General features: G+C 71.8%; 18 protein-coding genes. 13 read left to right on the forward strand and 5 right to left on the reverse strand.

Annotated elements, in window-relative coordinates:
- Window positions 1–39 precede the first annotated feature (39 nt).
- From IF45_RS0124180 to IF45_RS0124225, 10 genes are all read left to right on the forward strand, one after another.
- A complete protein-coding gene (locus tag IF45_RS0124180) occupies window positions 40–624 on the forward strand; it encodes a PaaI family thioesterase (protein WP_003951340.1) in 585 nt (194 codons plus the stop codon).
- Window positions 621–1,136, forward strand: a complete 516-nt coding sequence (gene dut / locus IF45_RS0124185) for a dUTP diphosphatase (protein WP_003951341.1) — start codon at window positions 621–623, stop codon at window positions 1,134–1,136. Before IF45_RS0124180 ends, dut begins: the two co-directional genes overlap by 4 nt.
- A 1-nt stretch (window position 1,137) precedes the next feature.
- Window positions 1,138–1,902, forward strand: coding sequence for a DUF3710 domain-containing protein (locus IF45_RS0124190; RefSeq protein ID WP_003951342.1), 765 nt, complete (start codon window positions 1,138–1,140; stop codon window positions 1,900–1,902).
- A 185-nt stretch (window positions 1,903–2,087) separates the two neighbouring features.
- The gene (locus IF45_RS0124195; protein ID WP_003951343.1) at window positions 2,088–2,732 is read left to right on the forward strand and encodes a TetR/AcrR family transcriptional regulator; all 645 of its coding nucleotides are present in this window, start codon (window positions 2,088–2,090) and stop codon (window positions 2,730–2,732) included.
- Window positions 2,733–2,748: 16 nt separating this feature from the next.
- The gene (locus tag IF45_RS0124200) at window positions 2,749–3,540 is read left to right on the forward strand and encodes an SDR family NAD(P)-dependent oxidoreductase (RefSeq protein ID WP_003951344.1); all 792 of its coding nucleotides are present in this window, start codon (window positions 2,749–2,751) and stop codon (window positions 3,538–3,540) included.
- Window positions 3,541–3,608: 68 nt separating this feature from the next.
- Window positions 3,609–4,352 carry an ABC transporter ATP-binding protein gene (locus IF45_RS0124205; protein WP_018895959.1) on the forward strand — a complete coding sequence of 248 codons (744 nt, stop codon included), beginning with the start codon at window positions 3,609–3,611 and terminating at the stop codon, window positions 4,350–4,352.
- A gap of 22 nt (window positions 4,353–4,374) precedes the next feature.
- Window positions 4,375–6,933, forward strand: a complete 2,559-nt coding sequence (locus IF45_RS0124210) for an ATP-binding protein (RefSeq protein ID WP_030309534.1) — start codon at window positions 4,375–4,377, stop codon at window positions 6,931–6,933.
- A gap of 29 nt (window positions 6,934–6,962) precedes the next feature.
- Entirely contained in the window at window positions 6,963–7,658 is a 696-nt protein-coding gene (locus IF45_RS0124215; RefSeq protein WP_003951347.1) for a response regulator, read from the forward strand.
- A gap of 48 nt (window positions 7,659–7,706) precedes the next feature.
- Window positions 7,707–8,114, forward strand: coding sequence for an OB-fold nucleic acid binding domain-containing protein (locus IF45_RS0124220; protein WP_003951348.1), 408 nt, complete (start codon window positions 7,707–7,709; stop codon window positions 8,112–8,114).
- Window positions 8,115–8,117: 3 nt separating this feature from the next.
- Complete coding sequence (locus IF45_RS0124225) at window positions 8,118–8,888, forward strand: DUF3159 domain-containing protein (RefSeq protein ID WP_003951349.1); 771 nt, start codon at window positions 8,118–8,120, stop codon at window positions 8,886–8,888.
- Window positions 8,889–8,960: 72 nt separating this feature from the next.
- Here the strand turns inward: IF45_RS0124225 and IF45_RS0124230 are convergent, their stop codons facing one another.
- Complete coding sequence (locus tag IF45_RS0124230; protein WP_015506972.1) at window positions 8,961–9,674, reverse strand: potassium channel family protein; 714 nt, start codon at window positions 9,672–9,674, stop codon at window positions 8,961–8,963.
- Window positions 9,671–10,342, reverse strand: a complete 672-nt coding sequence (locus IF45_RS0124235) for a potassium channel family protein (protein WP_003951351.1) — start codon at window positions 10,340–10,342, stop codon at window positions 9,671–9,673. Before IF45_RS0124235 ends, IF45_RS0124230 begins: the two co-directional genes overlap by 4 nt.
- Window positions 10,343–10,818: 476 nt before the next feature.
- On the opposite strand from IF45_RS0124235, the gene IF45_RS0124240 reads away from it, so the two are divergent.
- Window positions 10,819–12,882, forward strand: coding sequence for an APC family permease (locus IF45_RS0124240; protein ID WP_003951352.1), 2,064 nt, complete (start codon window positions 10,819–10,821; stop codon window positions 12,880–12,882).
- A 100-nt stretch (window positions 12,883–12,982) separates the two neighbouring features.
- A complete protein-coding gene (locus IF45_RS0124245) occupies window positions 12,983–14,320 on the forward strand; it encodes a class I SAM-dependent RNA methyltransferase (RefSeq protein ID WP_030309537.1) in 1,338 nt (445 codons plus the stop codon).
- 282 nt (window positions 14,321–14,602) lie between these two features.
- Here the strand turns inward: IF45_RS0124245 and IF45_RS34045 are convergent, their stop codons facing one another.
- The 3 genes from IF45_RS34045 to IF45_RS0124255 all read right to left on the reverse strand — a co-directional run bounded on the left by IF45_RS34045 (window position 14,603) and on the right by IF45_RS0124255 (window position 17,161).
- Window positions 14,603–14,998, reverse strand: a complete 396-nt coding sequence (locus IF45_RS34045) for a hypothetical protein (RefSeq protein ID WP_078842921.1) — start codon at window positions 14,996–14,998, stop codon at window positions 14,603–14,605.
- Window positions 14,999–15,018: 20 nt separating this feature from the next.
- Window positions 15,019–15,411, reverse strand: a complete 393-nt coding sequence (locus IF45_RS34050; protein WP_157846487.1) for a hypothetical protein — start codon at window positions 15,409–15,411, stop codon at window positions 15,019–15,021.
- A gap of 1,096 nt (window positions 15,412–16,507) precedes the next feature.
- A complete protein-coding gene (locus IF45_RS0124255) occupies window positions 16,508–17,161 on the reverse strand; it encodes a hypothetical protein (RefSeq protein WP_242534256.1) in 654 nt (217 codons plus the stop codon).
- 299 nt (window positions 17,162–17,460) lie between these two features.
- Here IF45_RS0124255 and IF45_RS0124260 point away from each other — a divergent pair, with 299 nt between their 5' ends.
- Entirely contained in the window at window positions 17,461–19,134 is a 1,674-nt protein-coding gene (locus IF45_RS0124260; RefSeq protein ID WP_030309540.1) for an SWIM zinc finger family protein, read from the forward strand.
- Window positions 19,135–19,298: the final 164 nt, after the last annotated feature.

A 19,298-nucleotide genomic window follows, 5' to 3' on the forward strand; every position in this document is an offset into this window, starting at 1 on the left:
TGCCTGCCGGAAGCCGACGCACGGGTAAGGTCTGCGCCTGTGAGTGGACGAACACCTGCGTTGACGCCCCCGGACAGCGCCCTGGCGCCGGTGCGGCACCCCGATGCCCCGGCCCCCGGCGAGCCCATCGGTACGCACTACGAGCACTGTTTCGGCTGTGGCGGCGAGCAGCCGCACGGACTGCACCTCGCGGCGAAGGCCGGTGAGGGCGTCTCGGTGACCGCCGAGTTCCTGGTACGCCCCGAGCACCAGGGCGCCCCCGGCCTCGCCCACGGCGGACTGCTGGCCACCGCGCTCGACGACACGCTGGGTGCCCTCAACTGGCTGCTGCGGGTCATCTCGGTCACCGGCCGTCTGGAGACCGACTACCTGCGGCCCGTGCCGGTCGGCACCGTGCTGCACCTGTCCGCCGAGGTGACCGCCGTCGACGGGCGCAAGATCTACGCCACCGCCGAGGGCCGCCTCAACGCCCCCGACGGGCCGGTCGCGGTCCGCGCCGACGCGCTCTTCGTCGAGGTCAAGGTCGAGCACTTCACCGACAACGGCCGTCCGGAGGAGATCCAGGCCGCCATGGACGACCCCGACCAGATCCGCCGGGTCCGCGCCTTCGAGGTGAACCCGTGACGCGCCCCCCGCTGGACCTGCGCGTGCGGCGGCTGCACCCCGAGGTGCCGCTGCCCGCCTACGGCAACCCGGGCGACGCCGGCGCCGACCTGTGCACCACCGAGCCGGCCGTGCTGGCCCCGGGGGAGCGGGCAGTGCTGCCGACCGGGATCGCGATCGCGCTGCCCGAGGGGTACGCCGCCTTCGTCCACCCCCGTTCGGGCCTCGCGGCCCGCTGCGGTCTGGCGCTGGTGAATGCCCCCGGGACGATTGATGCCGGGTACCGTGGGGAGATCAAGGTGATCGTGGTCAACCTCGACCCGCGCGAGAAGGTGCGGTTCGAGCGCTTCGACCGGATCGCCCAACTGGTCGTCCAGCAGGTCGAGACGGTGCGCTTTCACGAAGTGTCGGAGCTTCCCGGCTCGGTACGGGCCGAAGGGGGCTTCGGGTCCACCGGCGGGCATTCCGCCGTGGGCGGCGGCGAGGGTGGGAACCATTACGCTTCGGTCGTAGCCGACCGGGAAGGACAGTGACGTGTTCGGACGTCGCAAGAAGACCGACTCCGCCGAGGACACGGCGGGCGTGACCGGGGAGACCGGGCAGGCCGAGGAGAGCGCGGACGCCGAGGAGTCGGCGACGCGCCGGACGGCGCTGCCGCCGGCCCCGCGCCCCGACGGCCCCTGGGACGCCTCGGAGGTCCGCGAGCCCGGTGAGGGCCGCGTCGACCTCGGCGGTCTGTTCGTGCCCGGGGTGGAGGGCATGGAGCTGCGCGTGGAGGTGGCCGGGGACGCGATCGTCGCCGCCACCGTCGTCCTGCGGGACAGCGCCATCCAGCTCCAGGGTTTCGCCGCGCCCAAGAAGGAGGGCATCTGGGGCGAGGTCCGCGAGGAGATCGGCTCGGGCATCACCCAGCAGGGCGGCATCATCGAGGAGGTCGAGGGCCCGCTCGGCTGGGAGCTGCGCGCGCAGGTTCCCGTCCAGCTCCCCGACGGCAAGAGCGGCTACCAGGTCGTCCGCTTCGTCGGCATCGACGGGCCCCGCTGGTTCCTGCGCGGGGTCATCTCCGGCCAGGGCGCGGTGCAGCCGCAGGCGGCCGGGCTGCTGGAGCAGATCTTCCAGGACACCGTCGTGGTCCGCGGTGAGGGCCCGATGGCGCCCCGCGACCCGATCGTCCTGAAGCTCCCCGACGACGCCCAGATGGTGCCCGAGGGCGTCCAGCAGGAGAACCAGCAGACCTCCCGCTTCTCCGGCGGCATGGGCCAGCTCGCACGCGGTCCGGAGATCACCGAGATCCGCTGACCGCACCCGCTCCACCCGCACCGCCGCCGCACGGGCCGCACCCTCGTCAGGGGTGCGGCCCGTCGCGTTGCCGCACCCGCACCCGCACCCCGGATTTGTTCCCGATCATGGCCGCCCGGGGCTGAGAGGTACGTCCCACCGGGACACATGTCCCTTGCGGACGCCTCAGGAGTACCGTCGGAAACATGAAGGCGACGGAGACTTCGGGGGAGGACCGCAGACGGCTCAAGGCCCGGCAGACCCGGACCGCGCTCGCCGCTGCCGCCCTCGATCTCATCCTCGAACGCGGCCTGAACGCCGTGACCGTCGAGGCCGTCGCCCAGCGCGCGGACGTCACGCGCCGCACCTTCAGCCGCCACTTCGGCGGCAAGGAGGACGCGGCGCTCGACTTCACCCGCGACGACGGCGCCGCCATCAACGCCGCACTCCGCGCCCGCCCGGCCTGCGAGCCCCCGCTCGTCGCCTACCGGCGCGCCGTACGCGACTGGCTGGCCGACACCCGCGCCCCCGGCTGGCACCAGCTGCCCCGGGTGCGGTCCCTGCTGGCCCTCGTCGACGACGAACCCACGCTCTTCGCCGCCTTCGAACGCATCCGCGCCGACGCCCAGGAGGAGTCGGTCCGGATCATCGCCGAGCGGCTCGGCACCGACCCGGCCGAGGACCCCGGTCCCGGCGTCGTGGTCGGCGCCGCGGCCGGCGTCCTGACGGCCGCCCTGCGCCAGTGGTGGCGGGGCGGCCCCGAAAGCGCCGAGCGCCTGCCCGACCTGGTCGAGCAGAGCTTCGACGTGCTCCTCGGGGAGGTCGCCCTGGCGGCCCCCCACGCACCGTGAACAGAAGGACAGCACCATGAGCACCAGCGCACCCCTTCCCTCCGCCACGCCCGTCTCCCCCGACGAGTTCGCCGGCCGCACCGCCCTCGTCACCGGCGCCGCCTCCGGCATCGGCCTGGCCACCGCCCGCCGGCTCGGCCAGGGCGGCGCCCGCGTCGTCATCGCCGACTACAACGCCGAGGGCGCCGCCTCCGCCGCCGCCGCGCTGCGCGACGAGTCCGTAGAGGCGTCCGCCGTCACCGTCGACGTGACCGACCCCGCCTCCGTGGAGGCCGCCGTCCGCTTCGCCCAGGACACGTACGGCGCCCTCCACCTGGCCGTCAACAACGCCGGGATCGGCGGCGAGTCCGCCCCCACCGGCGACTACGACATCGACGTCTGGAACCGCGTCGTCCGCACCAACCTCGACGGCGTCTTCTACTCGATGCGGTACGAGATCCCGGCCCTGCTCGCGGCCGGCGGCGGCGCCATCGTCAACACCGCCTCCATCCTCGGCTCGGTCGGCTTCGCCGGCTCGCCCGCCTACGTCGCCGCCAAGCACGGCGTCGTCGGCCTGACCAAGACCGCCGCCACCGAGTACGCCGCCCAGGGCGTCCGGATCAACGCGGTCGGCCCCGGCTTCATCGACACCCCGCTCCTCCAGGGCATGGACAAGCAGGCGTACGACGGCCTCGTCCAGCTCCACCCGGCGGGCCGGCTCGGCCGCTCCGAGGAGGTCGCCGAGGTCATCGCCTTCCTCCTCTCCGACCGCGCGTCCTTCGTGCACGGCAGCTACCACCTGGTCGACGGCGCCTACACCGCCCGCTGAACCCCTTGCCCGGCCGGGCGCCGCCCACCGATACTGGCGCCCGGCACGGCACGACGGGGGAGTGGGACATGGCAGGGCGGACAGCAGGGGGCGGCACGCTCACCGAGGACGCGGGCGCGGCGGCGGGCACCGGCGAGGAGCCGATGGTCAAGGTCCGCGGGCTGCGCCGCTCGTACGGCACCGGGGAGGGCGCCGTGCACGCGCTGCGCGGGGTCTCCTTCGACATCCCCCGCGGCGAGCTGGTCGCCCTCAAGGGCCGCTCCGGCTCCGGCAAGACCACCCTGCTCAACCTGGTCGGCGGCCTCGACGAGCCCGACGGCGGCTCCGTCGTCGTGGACGGGCGCGAGCTGAGCGGCCTCGGCGAGAAGGGGCTGCTGGAGCTGCGCCGCGACCGGATCGGCTTCATCTTCCAGTCGTTCGGCCTGATCCCCGTCCTGAGCGCCGCCGAGAACGTCGGCGTCCCGCTGCGGCTGCGCCGCGCCGAGGCCGCCGAGCGCGAGGAACGCGTCGCCCTGCTGCTCTCCCTGGTGGGCCTGGCCGACCACGCCCGCCAGCGCCCCGGCGAGCTCTCCGGCGGCCAGCAGCAGCGCGTGGCCGTCGCCCGCGCCCTCGCCAACCGCCCGGCCCTGCTCATCGCCGACGAGCCCACCGGCCAGCTCGACGCGGAGACCGGCCTCGCCGTCATGGAACTGCTGCGCGCCGTGGTCCGCAGCGAGCGGGTCACCGTGCTGGTCGCCACCCACGACACCACCCTCCTCGGCCTCGCCGACCGCGTGCTGGAACTCTCGGACGGCGAGCTGACCGAGCAGTAGCGCGCTGGCGGACAATGGGCCCATGGGACGAGGCACACTGCGCATATACCTGGGCGCCGCACCGGGCGTCGGCAAGACGTACGCCATGCTCTCCGAGGCGCACCGGCGGGTCGGGCGCGGCACCGACTGCGTCATCGGCTTCGTCGCCCACCACGACCGGCCCCGCACCCTGGCCCTCCTCGAAGGGCTGGAGCTGATCGAGCCGCTGGGCGGCCCCGACGGCGACGGGGGGACCCCGCAGACGCCCGAGATGGACGTCGAGGCGGTCCTCGCCCGGCGCCCCGCCGTCGCCCTCGTCGACGAGCTGGCCCACACCAACGCCCCCGGCGCCCGCAACGCCAAGCGCTGGCAGGACGTCGAGGAGCTGCTGGCCGCCGGGATCTCGGTGATCTCCACCGTCAACATCCAGCACCTGGAGTCACTCGGCGACGTGGTCGAGGCGATAACCGGCGTACGGCAGCAGGAGACCGTCCCCGACGAGGTGGTCCGCCGCGCCGACCAGATCGAGCTGGTCGACATGTCGCCCCAGGCGCTCCGCCGCCGCCTCGCCCACGGCAACGTCTACCAGTCCGACAAGGTCGACGCCGCCCTCTCCAACTACTTCCGCCCCGGCAACCTCACCGCCCTGCGCGAGCTGGCCCTGCTCTGGACCGCCGACCGCGCCGACGAGTACCTCCAGAAGTACCGGGGCGAGCACAACATCCGCTCCACCTGGCAGGCCCGCGAACGCATCGTGGTCGGCCTCACCGGCGGGCCCGAGGGCCGCACCCTGATCCGGCGCGCCGCGCGGATGGCCGCCAAGGGCTCCGGCAGCGAGATACTCGCCGTCTACATCGCCCGCCGCGACGGCGGCCTGACCACCGCCTCCCCCAAGGAGCTGGCCCTCCAGCGCACCCTGGTCGAGGACCTCGGCGGCACCTTCCACCACGTCATCGGCGACGACATCCCCTCCGCCCTGCTGGAGTTCGCCCGCGGCGTCAACGCCACCCAGATCGTCCTCGGCTCCTCCCGCCGCAAGAGCTGGCAGTACGTCTTCGGGCCCGGCGTCGGCGCCACGGTGGCCCGCGAGTCCACCCCCGACCTCGACGTGCACATCGTCACCCACGAGGAGGTCGGGCAGGGCCGGGGCCTGCCGGTGGCCCGGGGCGCCCGGCTCGGCCGCTCGCGCATCCTGTGGGGCTGGTTCATCGCGGTCTGCGGCCCCGCCCTGCTCGCCATCGTGCTCTCCTCCCTGGACCACGGCCCCGGGCTCGCCAACGACGTGCTGCTCTTCCTCTCGCTGACCGTCGGCGCCGCCCTGGTCGGCGGGCTGCTCCCGGCGCTGGCCTCGGCCGCGCTCTGCTCGGCCCTGCTGAACTTCTACTTCACCCCGCCCACCCGCACCCTGACCATCTCCGACCCGGAGAACATCGTCGCGATCGTGATCTCCTTCGCGGTCGCCGTCTCCGTCGCCTCGGTGGTCGACCTCGCAGCCCGCCGTACCCACCAGGCGGCCCGGCTGCGCGCCGAGTCGGAGATCCTCTCCTTCCTCGCCGGCAGCGTGTTGCGCGGCGCCACCACCCTCGACGCCCTGCTGGAGCGGGTACGGGAGACCTTCGCCATGGAGTCCGTCGCCCTGCTGGAGCGCGAGGACGACCGCACCCCCTGGACCTGCGCCGGCAGCGTCGGCCCGCGTCCGCTGGAGCGGCCCGAGGACGCCGACGTGGACATGCCGGTCGGCGACCACATGGCGCTCGCCCTCTGCGGCCGGGTGCTGCCCGCCGAGGACCGCCGCGTGCTGGCCGCCTTCGCCGCCCAGGCCGCCGTCGTCCTGGACCGCCAGCGGCTCCAGGACGAGGCCGACCAGGCCCGCCGCCTCGCCGAGGGCAACCGCATCCGCACCGCCCTGCTCGCCGCCGTCAGCCACGACCTGCGCACCCCGCTCGCCGCGATCAAGGCCTCGGTCACCTCGCTGCGCTCCGACGACGTGGCCTGGTCCGAGCAGGACGAGGCCGAGCTGCTGGAGTCCATCGAGCACGGCGCCGACCGCCTCGACCACCTGGTCGGCAACCTCCTGGACATGTCCCGCCTCCAGACCGGCACCGTCACCCCGCTGATCCGCGAGATCGACCTCGACGAGGTGGTCCCGATGGCGCTCGGCGGCGTCCCCGAGGGCAGCGCCCAGCTCGACATCCCCGAGACGCTCCCGATGGTCGCCGTCGACCCCGGCCTGCTGGAACGCTCTGTCGCCAACGTCGTCGAGAACGCCGTCAAGTACGCGCCCGAGGGCGCCCCCGTGCTGGTCGCCGCCAGCGCCCTGGGTGACCGGGTGGAACTGCGCGTCATGGACCGCGGCCCCGGGGTCCCCGATGACGCCAAGGACCGCATCTTCGCCCCCTTCCAGCGGTACGGTGACGCTCCGCGCGGCGCGGGGGTGGGCCTCGGCCTCGCGGTCGCCCGGGGCTTCGCCGAGGCCATGGGCGGCACCCTCAACGCCGAGGACACCCCGGGCGGCGGCCTCACCATGGTCCTCACCCTGAGGGCGGTCACCGGCCCCCGCGCCGGGGCCCGTACCGTACTTCCCGCGCAGGTCACGTCATGACCCGCGACCGGACAGAAAGGCACCCCGAGATGACCCGGGTCCTCGTGGTCGACGACGAACCCCAGATCGTCCGTGCCCTGGAGCTGAACCTCCGGGCCCGCCAGTACGAGGTCGACTCCGCCGGCGACGGCACCACCGCGCTCCGGCTCGCCGCCGAGCGCCACCCCGACGTGATCGTCCTCGACCTCGGCCTGCCCGACATGGACGGCGTGGACGTCCTGCGCGGGCTGCGCTCCTGGTCCCGCGTCCCGGTGCTGGTGCTCTCCGCCCGGCAGAGCTCCGACGAGAAGGTGCAGGCCCTCGACGCCGGGGCCGACGACTACGTCACCAAGCCGTTCGGCATGGACGAGCTGCTGGCCCGGCTGCGCGCCGCCGTCCGCCGCACCGAGCCCGCCGCCCCCGACGAGGAGGCCGAGGTGGTGGACGCCGCCGACTTCACCGTCGACCTCGCCGCCAAGCGCGTCCACCGCCAGGGCCGCGACGTCCGGCTCACCCCCACCGAGTGGCACCTCCTGGAGGTGCTGGTCCGCAACACCGGCCGCCTGGTCAGCCAGAAGCAGCTCCTCCAGGAGGTCTGGGGCCCCTCGTACGGCACCGAGTCCAACTACCTGCGGGTCTACATGGCCCAGCTCCGCCGCAAGCTGGAGACCGACCCGGCCCACCCGCGCCACTTCATCACCGAGCCCGGAATGGGATACCGGTTCGAGCGCCGCCCGCAGGGGTGACGACGGCGTGACCCGCGCCGGGCACCCGTGCTTGGGTAGGCTGCATCCATGAGTGCAGCCCCGCGTCCCGAGAAGCCCGCCGGCCGGTTCCGGCGCATGCTGGACCGGCTGTCGGACATCTCCGCCCCGCAGGAGCGGCTGGAGTCCGACGAACTCCGTGAGGAGGCCGCGACCAGCGGCTGCGCCCGCATCGACACCTGCGGCGACCGGGAGATGGTCACCGTTACTGGTACCTTGCGGACGGTCACCCTCCGCCCCCGGGCGGGGGTGCCCGCGCTGGAGGCCGAGCTGTTCGACGGCTCCGGCTCGCTCGACGTGGTCTGGCTCGGCCGGCGCTCCATCACCGGCATCGAACCGGGCCGCAAACTGATCGCCTCGGGCCGGGTCGCCATGAGCCACGGCCGCCGCACGCTGTTCAACCCGAAGTACGAACTGAGACCGCTCGGACGGGAGTGACCGGTGACGTCCATCGACAAGCCGACCGACCACCGGAGTGCGGCGCCCGACGCCGACGCCCCCCACAGCACCACCGACGCCGACGCCCGCGCCGTCACCGAGGCCGCCCTCTTCGAGGCGTTCGGCGGCGTGCGCGGCATGGTCGAGACGGTCCTGCCGGGCCTGCTCTTCGTGACCATCTACACGATCAACGCGGACCTGCACGTCTCCGCCATCGCGGCGCTCGCCGTCTCGCTGGTGCTGGGCGTCGCCCGGCTGGTGCGGCGGGACACCGTCAAGCACGCCTTCAGCGGCGTCTTCGGCGTCGCCTTCGGTGTCGTCTTCGCGATGATGACGGGCAACGCCAAGGACTTCTACCTGCCCGGCATGCTGTACACGCTGGGCCTCTCGCTCGCGTACATCCTCACCGCCGTCGCCGGCGTCCCCCTGATCGGCCTCATCCTCGGCCCGATCTTCAAGGAGAACCTCTCCTGGCGGACCCGCAACCCCGGCCGCAAGAAGGCGTACACCCGGGCCAGCTACGCCTGGGGCTTCATCCTGCTGGCCAAGTGCGCGATCCTCTTCCCGCTCTACTGGTGGGCCGACACCACGCAGCTCGGCTGGGTCCTGGTCTCGCTGAAGATCCCGCCGTTCCTGCTCGCCGTCTGGCTGACCTGGGTCTTCCTCGCCAAGGCGCCCGCGCCGATCGACGTCTTCGCCGAGATGGAGGCCGCCGAGGAGGCAGAGAAGGCCGAGAAGGCGGCCAAGGCCGCCAAGGAGCAGGGGGAGAGCTGACGTTCCCCGCCGTACGGCATGGCGAAGGGCCCGGAACCGCTCGGTTCCGGGCCCTTCGCCATGCCGTACCCGTCAGGTGTTCCGGGGGCCGTCCTCGCGGCCGGCGGACGGGCGGTGCTCGGGGCCGTGGCGGGCGGAGAGGAGTTCCTCCAGCCGCTCCTCCTGGGCCTGGGCCGCGACGAAGAGGAGTTCGTCGCCGGGCTCCAGCGCCTCCTCCGGGGAGGGGGTGAGGACCCGGGAGCCCCGGATGATGGTGACCAGCGAGGTGTCCTCGGGCCAGCGGACGTCGCCGACGCGGATGCCGGCCAGGGTCGACTCCGGCGGCAGCGTCAACTCGACCAGGTTGGCGTCACCCTGGCTGAACCGCAGCAGCCGGACCAGGTCGCCGACGCTGACGGCCTCCTCGACCAGGGCCGACATGAGGCGGGGCGTGGAGACGGCGACGTCGACGCCCCAGGACTCGTTGAAGAGCCACTCGTTCTTCGGGTTGTTGACCCGGGAGACGACGCGCGGAACCCCGTACTCCGTCTTGGCGAGCAGCGACACCACCAGGTTGACCTTGTCGTCCCCGGTCGCCGCGATCACCACGTGGCAGCGCTGGAGCGCGGCCTCGTCCAGCGAGGTGATCTCGCAGGCGTCGGCGAGCAGCCACTCGGCGCGCGGCACCCGCTCCACCGAGATCGCGCTCGGCGTCTTGTCGATCAGCAGGATCTCGTGGCCGTTCTCCAGCAGCTCACCGGCGATGGACCGGCCCACGGCCCCCGCCCCCGCAATGGCGACCCTCATCGCTGTCCGTCCTCCTCGGGCCCCTCGGCGAACGCCGCCTCGACCTCGGCGACGTCCTCGGGACGCATCATCACGTGTACGAGGTCGCCCTCCTGGAGCACCGTCTGGGAGGTCGGCAGCATCGCCTCGCCCAGCCGGGTCAGGAACGCCACCCGCACCCCCGTCTCCTCCTGGAGCCGGCTGATCTTCTGGCCGATCCACACCGGGGAGGTGTACACCTCGGCGAGCTGCACGCCGCCCGTCGGGTCCCGCCACAGCGGCTCCGCGCCCGAGGGCAGCAGCCGGCGCAGCATCTGGTCGGCGGTCCAGCGGACGGTGGCGACGGTGGGGATGCCGAGCCGCTGGTAGACCTCGGCGCGGCGCGGGTCGTAGATGCGGGCGGCGACGTTCTCGATGCCGAAGGTCTCGCGGGCGACCCGGGCGGCGATGATGTTGGAGTTGTCGCCGCTGCTCACCGCGGCGAACGCGCCCGCCTCCTCGATCCCGGCCTCACGCAGCGTGTCCTGGTCGAAGCCGACCCCGGTGACCCGGCGCCCGCCGAACCCCGCGCCGAGGCGCCGGAACGCGGTGGGGTCCTGGTCCACCACGGCGACCGTGTGCCCCTGCTGCTCCAGGGTCTGCGCCAGCGTGGAACCCACCCGGCCGCAGCCCATGATGACGATGTGCACCGATCCTTACCCCGCACTCCTGGTCTTCGGGCTGATCTGCGACGACACCCTGCTCACTCTTCTCCTCGGCCGGTCCGGGCGAGCCGTGCGGCCGCACCCGGATCGGGCCCCCGCCACGGCGGTGGGCCCGGCACGAGCTTAAGGGGGCGGGGGCGCCCGCCGGGCCAGCGGGCCCGTGCCTCGCGGCGCCCCGGCCGACGGCGCGTCAAGAGGCCGTCAGGGTCACCGTCAAGAACGTGTGAGCGGCTCGTCAAGAAGCCGTCAAGGCGCGGCGTGGCGCCCCCCGGAGGGCTGTGGCACGCCTCACGGCCGCCTCCGGCCCCATTGCGGACAAAAAGCCTGGAGCGTCAGGAGGCGGGCGCGCCAAAAGGTGCGTAACGTCACCTTTCCGGCGGCCTCCGGAAGGGCTCTCCGACCCGCCGGGCGGTGCTCCGGCTGCGCGGTGGCGGCCTCGGGGAGCGCTTACGATCCCCGACGTGTCCAAACTGACCGACGTGCCCAAACGGCTCCTCATCGGGCGCGCACTGCCCAGCGACAAGCTGGGGGAGACCCTCCTCCCCAAGCGGATCGCCCTCCCCGTCTTCGCCTCCGACCCGCTCTCCTCGGTCGCCTACGCGCCCGGCGAGGTGCTGCTGATCCTTTCGCTGGCGGGCGCGTCGGCGTACCACTTCAGCCCCTGGATCGCGCTGGCGGTGGTGGTCCTGATGGCCACCGTGGTCACCTCCTACCGGCAGACCGTGCACGCCTACCCCAACGGCGGCGGCACCTACGAGGTGGCCAAGGCCAACCTGGGCCCGCGGGCGGGACGCACCGTCGCCAGCGCCCTCCTCGTCGACTACGTGCTGACCGTGGCCGTGTCGGTCTCCGCCGGCATCGAGAACCTCGGATCGGCCATCCCCTTCGTCGTCGAGCACAAGACGCTCTGCGCGATCGTCGCCATCGCCCTGCTCTCGGTGATGAACCTGCGCGGCGTCCGGGAGTCGGGCAAGCTCTTCGCCATCCCCACCTACGTCTTCGTCGGCGGCGTCTTCCTCATGCTGATCTGGGGCGTCGTCCGGGGTCTGATCCTCGGCGAGTCCATGTCCGCGCCCACCGCGGAGTTCGAGATCAAGCCGGAGCACCCGGGCCTCGCCGGCTTCGCCCTCGTCTTCCTGCTGCTGCGCGCCTTCTCCTCCGGCTGCGCCGCGCTCACCGGTGTCGAGGCGATCAGCAACGGCGTCCCCGCCTTCCGCCGCCCCAAGAGCCGCAACGCCGCCACCACGCTGGCGCTGATGGGCCTGCTCGCCGCCACCATGTTCTGCGGCATCATCGCCCTGGCCCGCGAGACCGGCGTCCGCATGGCCGAGTACCCGGCCAAGGACCTGTACGACAACGGGGTGCCGGTCGGCCCCGACTACGTCCAGCAGCCGGTGATCACCCAGGTCGCCGCCGCGGTCTTCGGCGACGGCACCTTCCTCTTCGTCCTGCTCGCCGTCGCCACCGCGCTGGTCCTCTTCCTGGCGGCCAACACTGCGTTCAACGGCTTCCCGCTGCTGGGCTCGATCCTCGCCCGCGACTCGTACCTGCCGCGCCAGCTCCACACCCGCGGCGACCGCCTCGCCTTCTCCAACGGCATCATCCTGCTGTCCGGCGCCGCCGCCCTGCTGGTCGTCGTCTACGGCGCCGACTCCACCCGGCTCATCCAGCTGTACATCGTCGGCGTCTTCGTCTCCTTCACCCTCAGCCAGATCGGCATGGTCCGGCACTGGAACAAGGAGCTGCCCACCGAGGAGGACCCGCGCAAGCGCCTCCACATCCACCGGGTCCGCTCGATCAACGCCTTCGGCGCCGTCATCACCTGCCTGGTCCTGATCGTCGTCCTGGTGACCAAGTTCAGCCACGGCGCCTGGGTCGCCGTCCTCGGCATGGTCCTCTTCTACGCCGTCATGACCTCCATCCGCCGGCACTACGACAAGGTCGCCGAGGAGATCGCGGCCCCCGCCGACGACCGCGAGGACGAGACCCTGCGCCCCTCGCGCATGCACTCGATCGTCCTCGTCTCCAAGCTCCACCGCCCCACCCTGCGGGCCCTCGCCTACGCCAAGCTGATGCGCGCCGACAGCCTGGAGGCGCTCACCATCAACGTCGACACCGAGGACACCCGCGCCCTGCGCGAGGAGTGGGAGCGCCGCGGCATCGAGGTCCCCCTGAAGATCATCAACTCCCCGTACCGCGAGATCACCCGCCCGGTCATCGAGTACGTCAAGCGCCTGCGCAAGGAGCACCCGCGCGACGTGGTCAGCCTGATCATCCCGGAGTACGTGGTCGGCCACTGGTACGAGCACCTGCTGCACAACCAGTCCGCGCTGCGGCTCAAGGGGCGCCTGCACTTCACCCCCGGCGTCATGGTCACCTCCGTCCCCTACCAGCTGGAATCCTCCGAGGCGGCCAAGGTCCGCGCCCGCCGCCGCGCCAACTGGTCCGCCCCCGGCGACGTCCGCCGCGGCCCCGTGGAGAAGAAGGGCACCGGCGGCCGCCGGGAGGGCGACCGCCGCCCGTGACGCCGGGCCGCCCGGCGCCCGTACACTGGGAGGTTGCGGCTGCGCCCGCCGCCGCAACCTCGTGCCCCTCGCTCTCCCCTTCCTTTGGAGTCACCCCCTCATGCCGCAAGAACCGCAGACGTCACCGGGGTCGCTCGTGGGGGAGGAGTACGAGGTCGAGGTCGGGCCCGTCGCCCACGGCGGGCATTGCGTCGCCCGCACCGAGGCCGGACGCGTCCTCTTCGTCCGCCACACCCTGCCCGGCGAGCGCGTCGTCGCCCGGGTCACCCACGGCGACGAGACCTCCCGCTTCCTGCGCGCCGACGCCGTCGAGATCCTCGACGCCGCCAAGGACCGCGTCCCGGCCCCCTGCCCGTACGCCGGCCCCGGCCGCTGCGGCGGCTGCGACTGGCAGCACGCCAAGCCCGGCGCCCAGCGCCGCCTCAAGGGCGAGGTCATCGCCGAGCAGCTCCAGCACCTGGCCGGGCTCACCCCCGAACAGGCCGGCTGGGACGGCACCGTCGCCCCCGCCCCCGGCGACAAGCTCCCTGCCGGCGAGGTCCCGGCCTGGCGCACCCGCGTCCAGTACGCGATCGACGCCGACGGCCGCGCCGGACTGCGCCGCCACCGCTCGCACGAGGTCGAGCCCGTCGAGCACTGCATGATCGCCGCAGAGGGCGTCAGCGAACTCGGCATCGAGCAGCGCGACTGGAGCGGCATGGAGTCGGTCGAGGCCATCGCCGCCTCCGGCTCCGGCGACCGCCAGGTCGTCCTCACCCCGCGCCCCGGCGCCCGCCTCCCCCTGGTCGAGCTGGACCGCCCGGTCTCGGTCCTCCGCGTCGACGAGCGCGACGGCGGCGTCCACCGCGTCCACGGCCGCGCCTTCGTCCGCGAACGCGCCGACGACCACACCTGGCGCGTCGGCAACGGCGGCTTCTGGCAGGTCCACCCCAAGGCCGCCGACACCCTCGTCGAGGCCGTCATGCAGGGCCTCCTCCCGCGCAAGGGCGACACCGCCCTCGACCTCTACTGCGGCGTCGGCCTCTTCGCCGGCGCCCTGGCCGACCGCGTCGGCGACAAGGGCGCCGTCCTCGGCATCGAGGTCACCAAACGCGCCGTCGAGGACGCCCGCCACAACCTCAAGGGCTTCGACCGCGTCCGCATCGAACAGGGCAAGGTCGAACAGGTCCTCCCCCGCACCGGCATCACCGAGACCGACCTCATCGTCCTCGACCCCCCGAGGGCAGGCGCCGGCAAGCAGACCGTGGCCCGGCTGTGCTCGCTGGGAGCCCGGCGGATCGCGTACGTGGCCTGCGACCCGGCGGCACTGGCCCGGGACTTGGGGTACTTCCGCGAGGGCGGATACCGGGTGCGGGTGATGCGGGCGTTCGATCTGTTTCCGATGACGCATCATGTGGAGTGTGTCGCGATCCTTGAGCCCGCCTCAAAGGGCTCCTGACCTGCTGTTTCTCCGAGTGTGCGTTATGGGCGTTACGTGCGTTAGGTGCGATATCTTGACGCATATCTGACGCACGTGACGCACGTTTGACGCACGGACGGCACGGTTTCTGATGGGTCGTCATGCAGGCTTGCCGACCATCGAGTGGAGCCCTCAGCTGTCTGCTCTCAGGCACGCTGAGGTGGCCGGGGCGCTGGCTGCTGAGCTGTTGGCCGCCCCTGCCCATCCCTTCTCGGTAGTGACGTTCTGTGACGCTAGATGAGGTGTCCGGTCCGTGTCGTGTCAGGGGCCGTATGGGCTCCAGTGCCCGAGAAAGGGCCTGAGATCGTCGGCTCGTGGTTCGGGGATGTCGGGCAGTCGGGGCGGTGTGTTCAGAGGGTCGAGGCGCTCCACGCGTGTTGCTGCCCAGTCGATCCACGTTTCGGCTTCGGTCCTGGTCTGGCCTGGGGGCATGGCGTCGACTCGGGTGCGTACGGCGCTGACGTACTCCGCGAGTCCGGTGGCGTGACGCCATGCCGCTTCCTGCGCCTCGAAATGCCTGACCCGATACGCCTCTGCGTACTGGACGCGCGCTTCGTCCATGGCGGCTTCCCAGCGGATGCGCTTCTGGCGCGCTGCTTCGATCTCGTCGAGACGTCTGCGTTCAGCGGCTTCGCCGCGAAGCGTGACCTCCTGCACGATCTCGGCGAGCTGGTTCTCTAGGGAGCGCCCTGGGGTGTCGGACCATTCGCTCGCCCGGTGCGGCTGGCCGCCGCTGAGGACGAAGCGGAGGCGTTCGGACGGGGTGTAGTCATAGCGGGGATCCTGATCCAGGAGTTCTTCTTGGCCTCGGCGAGTTCCTTCTCGGTGGCGACGTGCTCAGTCCGGTCCTGCTCCTGAAGGACGAGGAACTCCACGGTCTGGCCCTGCGCGGTGATGGTGAAGTGGGGAGACGCCCTGCGGCGGCGATGGGGCGGGGGAGCGGAGCCGGTCTGTCCGGCTGAACTGGAGTGCCCTTCGTTCTCGGTGGCGCTGATCAGTGCCTGGATGAGCCGGAGGGCACGTCCCTGGACGGGCTTGGTCAGGCCTAGCGGCTGGGACTCGTTCTGCATGGCCCGGACCACGGTGTGCGGCCGCACGAGTCGCGAGGGCACAGGGACGGGTTCGAGGGGCGCGAGGCGCCAGGCTGGCATGTTGACGAGCTTGATCTCGTACCCGCCACGGCACCAACCTCCATAGAGCTCCTTCGTCTCCGGGATCCTTCCGGATCTGCGCGCCGCAGCTACACGCGACGGCCACTTCTCCAACTCCGGACCGCTGCCGCATTTGACGAGTCGGCCGCCCGCCCCCGCGAGCTCCTGTAACAACTGCTCCGTGAAGGTCACGCGAGGCCGTGGAGGAGGGCTGGGCTTTCGCCCAGCTGCCGGAATTTCCTGCGCTCGGGTGGGCGGCGGTTGCGGAGTGGCGGCCTGGGCCTTCCGTGGGCGAGGCCTGCGGGGAGGGTACGTGCCGTGTGCCAGGTAGTGCCGACCGGCGCTCGTCAGAGCGACGCTCCACTGCCCACCCTTGCGGGAGACCGTGACCAGGCCCCGGTTCTGCAGTGCCTGACAGGTGGTTTTGTAGGAGCTGGTCTCCCATACGCTGGCAGGACACCCGGCTTCCACCCACTCAAGAACCGCAAGCTGACGTTCATTGACCGGCCGTTCCAATGGTCTGCCCTCGGATTATGGCTGCGTGACGGGCGGATGCTGTCAGTGATCGTGGTGCAGGGTGGGTGCTGCGTGGAGGGTTCGCCTGAAGAGGTAGCCAGTGTCGCCTTTTCCGCCGGCGGGATTCGAAACCGCGCACATGACTCCGGAGGCCGTCGTTTTCCGATGTTTTACCAGGTCATCAGAGCATCTGATTCTATGTTAGTGGCCCAGCCTCACGCATGTTCCGCGAAAACAAAACGTTCTGCTTGGTTGCCATTGCATGCTTTCCGGCTTGTTTTGAAAGTCTGGTGCAACGTGGCGGATGCCGTGGGGCGTTGGTGGGTGTAGGGGTGCGTGCACCGGCCCTCGATTCGAACGAGTGGGTGGTCGCGTGCATGGATGGCCGAGTGTGCCTGACCGCAGGGAATGCGGCGGCTCCCGGTAACCGCAAGGTCGTATGCCGGTCGAGTGTCGAGTGCGCCTGAGGGCGTACGCGGTCTGTCCGTGGCAGGGGGCGTCACTTCCGACCGGGGGTCCATTTCATGCCGAGCCGGTAGGCGCGGGAGATCACGTCCTGGACACCGGGGCCGTCCTGCGGAGTGAACCAGCGCACCTCGCGGCCGATGACGAGTTCGCCCTTCTGCCGCTTGATGAGGGCGATGGCGCAGGCGTGTGCCTGCGGCGGGCACTCGTCCAGAACCACCCGGAAGCGGTCACCGCGGTCGGAGGTCAGCGTCACCACGGCGTCGAGGCCGCGGAAGTCGCCGGACCCTTCGTAGATGTAGACGAAGAGTAGGAGCTTCTGGAACTCGGCCTGGTGGTCCAAGTTGATGACGAGGTTCTCTCCCGTCTCACGGGCGCCGGTCCGGTCGTCCGCGTCGAGGGCGACGTACGGGAAGCGGTCCACCGTGCCGAACGCGTTGCCCAGTGCCTGCACCACGGTCTTGGAGCCGTCGGTGCAGCGGATCATGCAGCCGAGGTCGAGATCCATATGCCTGGCCGCGGCCGACCGCAGCGATGCCCGTATCCGGCCGAACAGGCCATGGGCCTCGCCGGCCGCCCGCTGGGCGGCGGCCTGCGGTGAGGTCCAGTTGAGGTTGACCTTGACCAGTCCCGAGGTCACGCCGTGCTTGTCCAGGGAGACCGTGGGCGAGGCCTTCGTCAGGTTCACAGTGGCGGGCTGGGTCATGCGGCGCCTTTCGGGGAAGGCCCGGGGAGCCGGGGTGGTCGACGACCATACAGGCGGGGCGTGAGGCGCCGCAGGGAATCAGTCGTTGACGGTCTGGTGCGAGGAGGATCCGTCGGCCGGGCGGCGGAGCCGGCGGGACTTGGAGGGCGTGCGAGTTGCTGGAAGCAGCAGCGACGCGCGGAGGTGGCGCCGTACTGATCCCTGGGGTTGTTCGATCCGGCGGCCGTTAGTGTGAGCGCAGTTGGTGGGGGAGTCCGAGCCGGAGCGGAGCGCGGAGAGTTTTGGGCGGTCTTACGGAGGCGAAGCTGAGGGTGCTGGCCGGCGAGCGTTCGTTCGGGCGCGGGCTCGGTTACGTCGACGAGGTGTCCGGTGTGGAGTTCGGTGACGGCTGGATCAGGGCGTCGGTGCACGGAACGGAACGGTACGAGACGGAGCTCGTCCTGGGTGGGCGCAAGGGGAAGGGGCCGGCGGGCACGTGTGACTGCCCGTACGGCCAGGAGGGCAACTTCTGCAAGCACCTGGTCGCTCTCGGCCTGACCGTGATCGCCCAGGAGGCGGACCTCCCGCGTCTGCGGGAGTCGGCCCGGGACCGGGCGCGCGGCCTCGATACCTGGCTGTCCGCCCTGTCGCGGGAGGAACTGCTCACTCTCGTACGAGACGAGATCGCCGAGGACCGGCAGCTTGGGCGCCGCCTGGAGCTGCGGGCGGCGAGTGCTCGCGGAGACCTGGCCGGGATCCGGTTCCGCATCCGTGAGCTGCTCGACATCGGCCCGTTCGCCCAGTACGGCTACGTCGAGTACGCCGACGCCCGCGCCTACGCCGACCAGGCCGGGCAGGCGGTGTCCGCGATCCGCTCGCTGACCGGCTCCGGCCGGGCCTCCGACGCGATAGCGCTGTCGCGGGAGGCGATCGGGCTGCTGGCCGGGGTGGCCGAGAGCGTCGACGACTCCGACGGCTGGCTCGGCCAGATCGGCGCCGGCCTCGCCGACGCCCACCGCGACGCCTGCTATGAAGCCACGCCCGAGCCCGAGGAACTCGCGCACTGGCTGGTGACCCACGCGCTCGACGAAGCGGCCGACCTGACGGACATCGACCCGCTCGACTACGAAGACCTGCTCGGCGAGCAGGGACTGATCGCCCTGCGCCGGTACGCGACGGAAGCATGGACGGCCAACCGCACCGGCTGGGCCGAGAGGCACCTGCTGCAGCGCCTGGCGAAGTCGGGCCGGGACGTCGACACGGTGATCGCCGTGCACGCCGCCGACCTCGCGCCGAATGGTCACACCCACCTGCTCATCGCCCGCGAACTGGACACCGCCGGTCGCCCCGCCGAAGCCCTGGAGTGGGCCGAGCGCGGCATCCGCGACGCTGAGGACCTCGCCACTGTCGACACCGCCCTGGTCGACCACCTCACCGACCGCTACACCCGAACCGGCCGGCTCGCCGACGCCGTCACCCTGCGCCGTGACCACTTCGCCGCCCGCCGCAGCCTGCTTGCCTACCAGCAGCTGCGCGCCGCAGCCAGGGCCGCCGCATGTTGGCCGCCCGAGCGCGAGAAGGCTCTGGCCTTGTTGCGCACCGACGCGGAACGGGCGAAAGGCTGCGGTGGGCGCGTCCTCGTCGACGTCTTCCTGGACGACGAGGACACGGATGCCGCCTGGTGCGCGGCCACGGAGCACGGCGCCCACGACGGCCAGTGGCTCACCCTCGCCGACCGATCTCGCACCACCCGCCCCGCCGGTGCCCTCGCCGTCTACCACCGCCTGGCCGCCCCGCTCACCTGCCAGACCGGCAACCACGCCTACGAACAGCTCGTCAGCCTGCTCCTGGGCATCCGCGACTGCCACCGTCACCTCGGCACGCCGGACGACTTCACCACGTACGTCACCGACCTGCGCGCCACCCAGAAGCGCAAACGGAACCTGATGCGCCTGATGGACGAACACGACCTGTGACCTACCAGTAAGGCGTGTTGACGCCGTCAACGCATTGAAGTGTTGTTTACGATAGAAGTATCGTGTACGCTGCCTGTGGGGCTGGGAGTCTGTCCGTGTCGCATTCCGCGGCATTCTCCCGTGGGGAGTCGTGTGCTCGCAGGGCCACGCGAAGATGCAAGGGA

The sequence above is a fragment of the Streptomyces albidoflavus genome (genome assembly GCF_000719955.1).
GTDB classification, from domain to species: Bacteria; Actinomycetota; Actinomycetes; order Streptomycetales; family Streptomycetaceae; genus Streptomyces; species Streptomyces albidoflavus.

Excerpts from the sequence above, each read along its gene's own strand:
- IF45_RS0124195 (WP_003951343.1), top strand. The coding sequence starts at position 2,088 with ATGAAGGCGACGGAGACTTCGGGGGAGGACCGCAGACGGCTCAAGGCC.
- IF45_RS0124200 (WP_003951344.1), top strand. The coding sequence starts at position 2,749 with ATGAGCACCAGCGCACCCCTTCCCTCCGCCACGCCCGTCTCCCCCGAC.
- IF45_RS0124205 (WP_018895959.1), top strand. The coding sequence starts at position 3,609 with ATGGCAGGGCGGACAGCAGGGGGCGGCACGCTCACCGAGGACGCGGGC.
- IF45_RS0124210 (WP_030309534.1), top strand. The coding sequence starts at position 4,375 with ATGGGACGAGGCACACTGCGCATATACCTGGGCGCCGCACCGGGCGTC.
- IF45_RS0124215 (WP_003951347.1), top strand. The coding sequence starts at position 6,963 with ATGACCCGGGTCCTCGTGGTCGACGACGAACCCCAGATCGTCCGTGCC.
- IF45_RS0124220 (WP_003951348.1), top strand. The coding sequence starts at position 7,707 with ATGAGTGCAGCCCCGCGTCCCGAGAAGCCCGCCGGCCGGTTCCGGCGC.
- IF45_RS0124230 (WP_015506972.1), bottom strand. The coding sequence starts at position 9,674 with ATGAGGGTCGCCATTGCGGGGGCGGGGGCCGTGGGCCGGTCCATCGCC.
- IF45_RS0124245 (WP_030309537.1), top strand. The coding sequence starts at position 12,983 with ATGCCGCAAGAACCGCAGACGTCACCGGGGTCGCTCGTGGGGGAGGAG.
- IF45_RS34050 (WP_157846487.1), bottom strand. The coding sequence starts at position 15,411 with ATGCAGAACGAGTCCCAGCCGCTAGGCCTGACCAAGCCCGTCCAGGGA.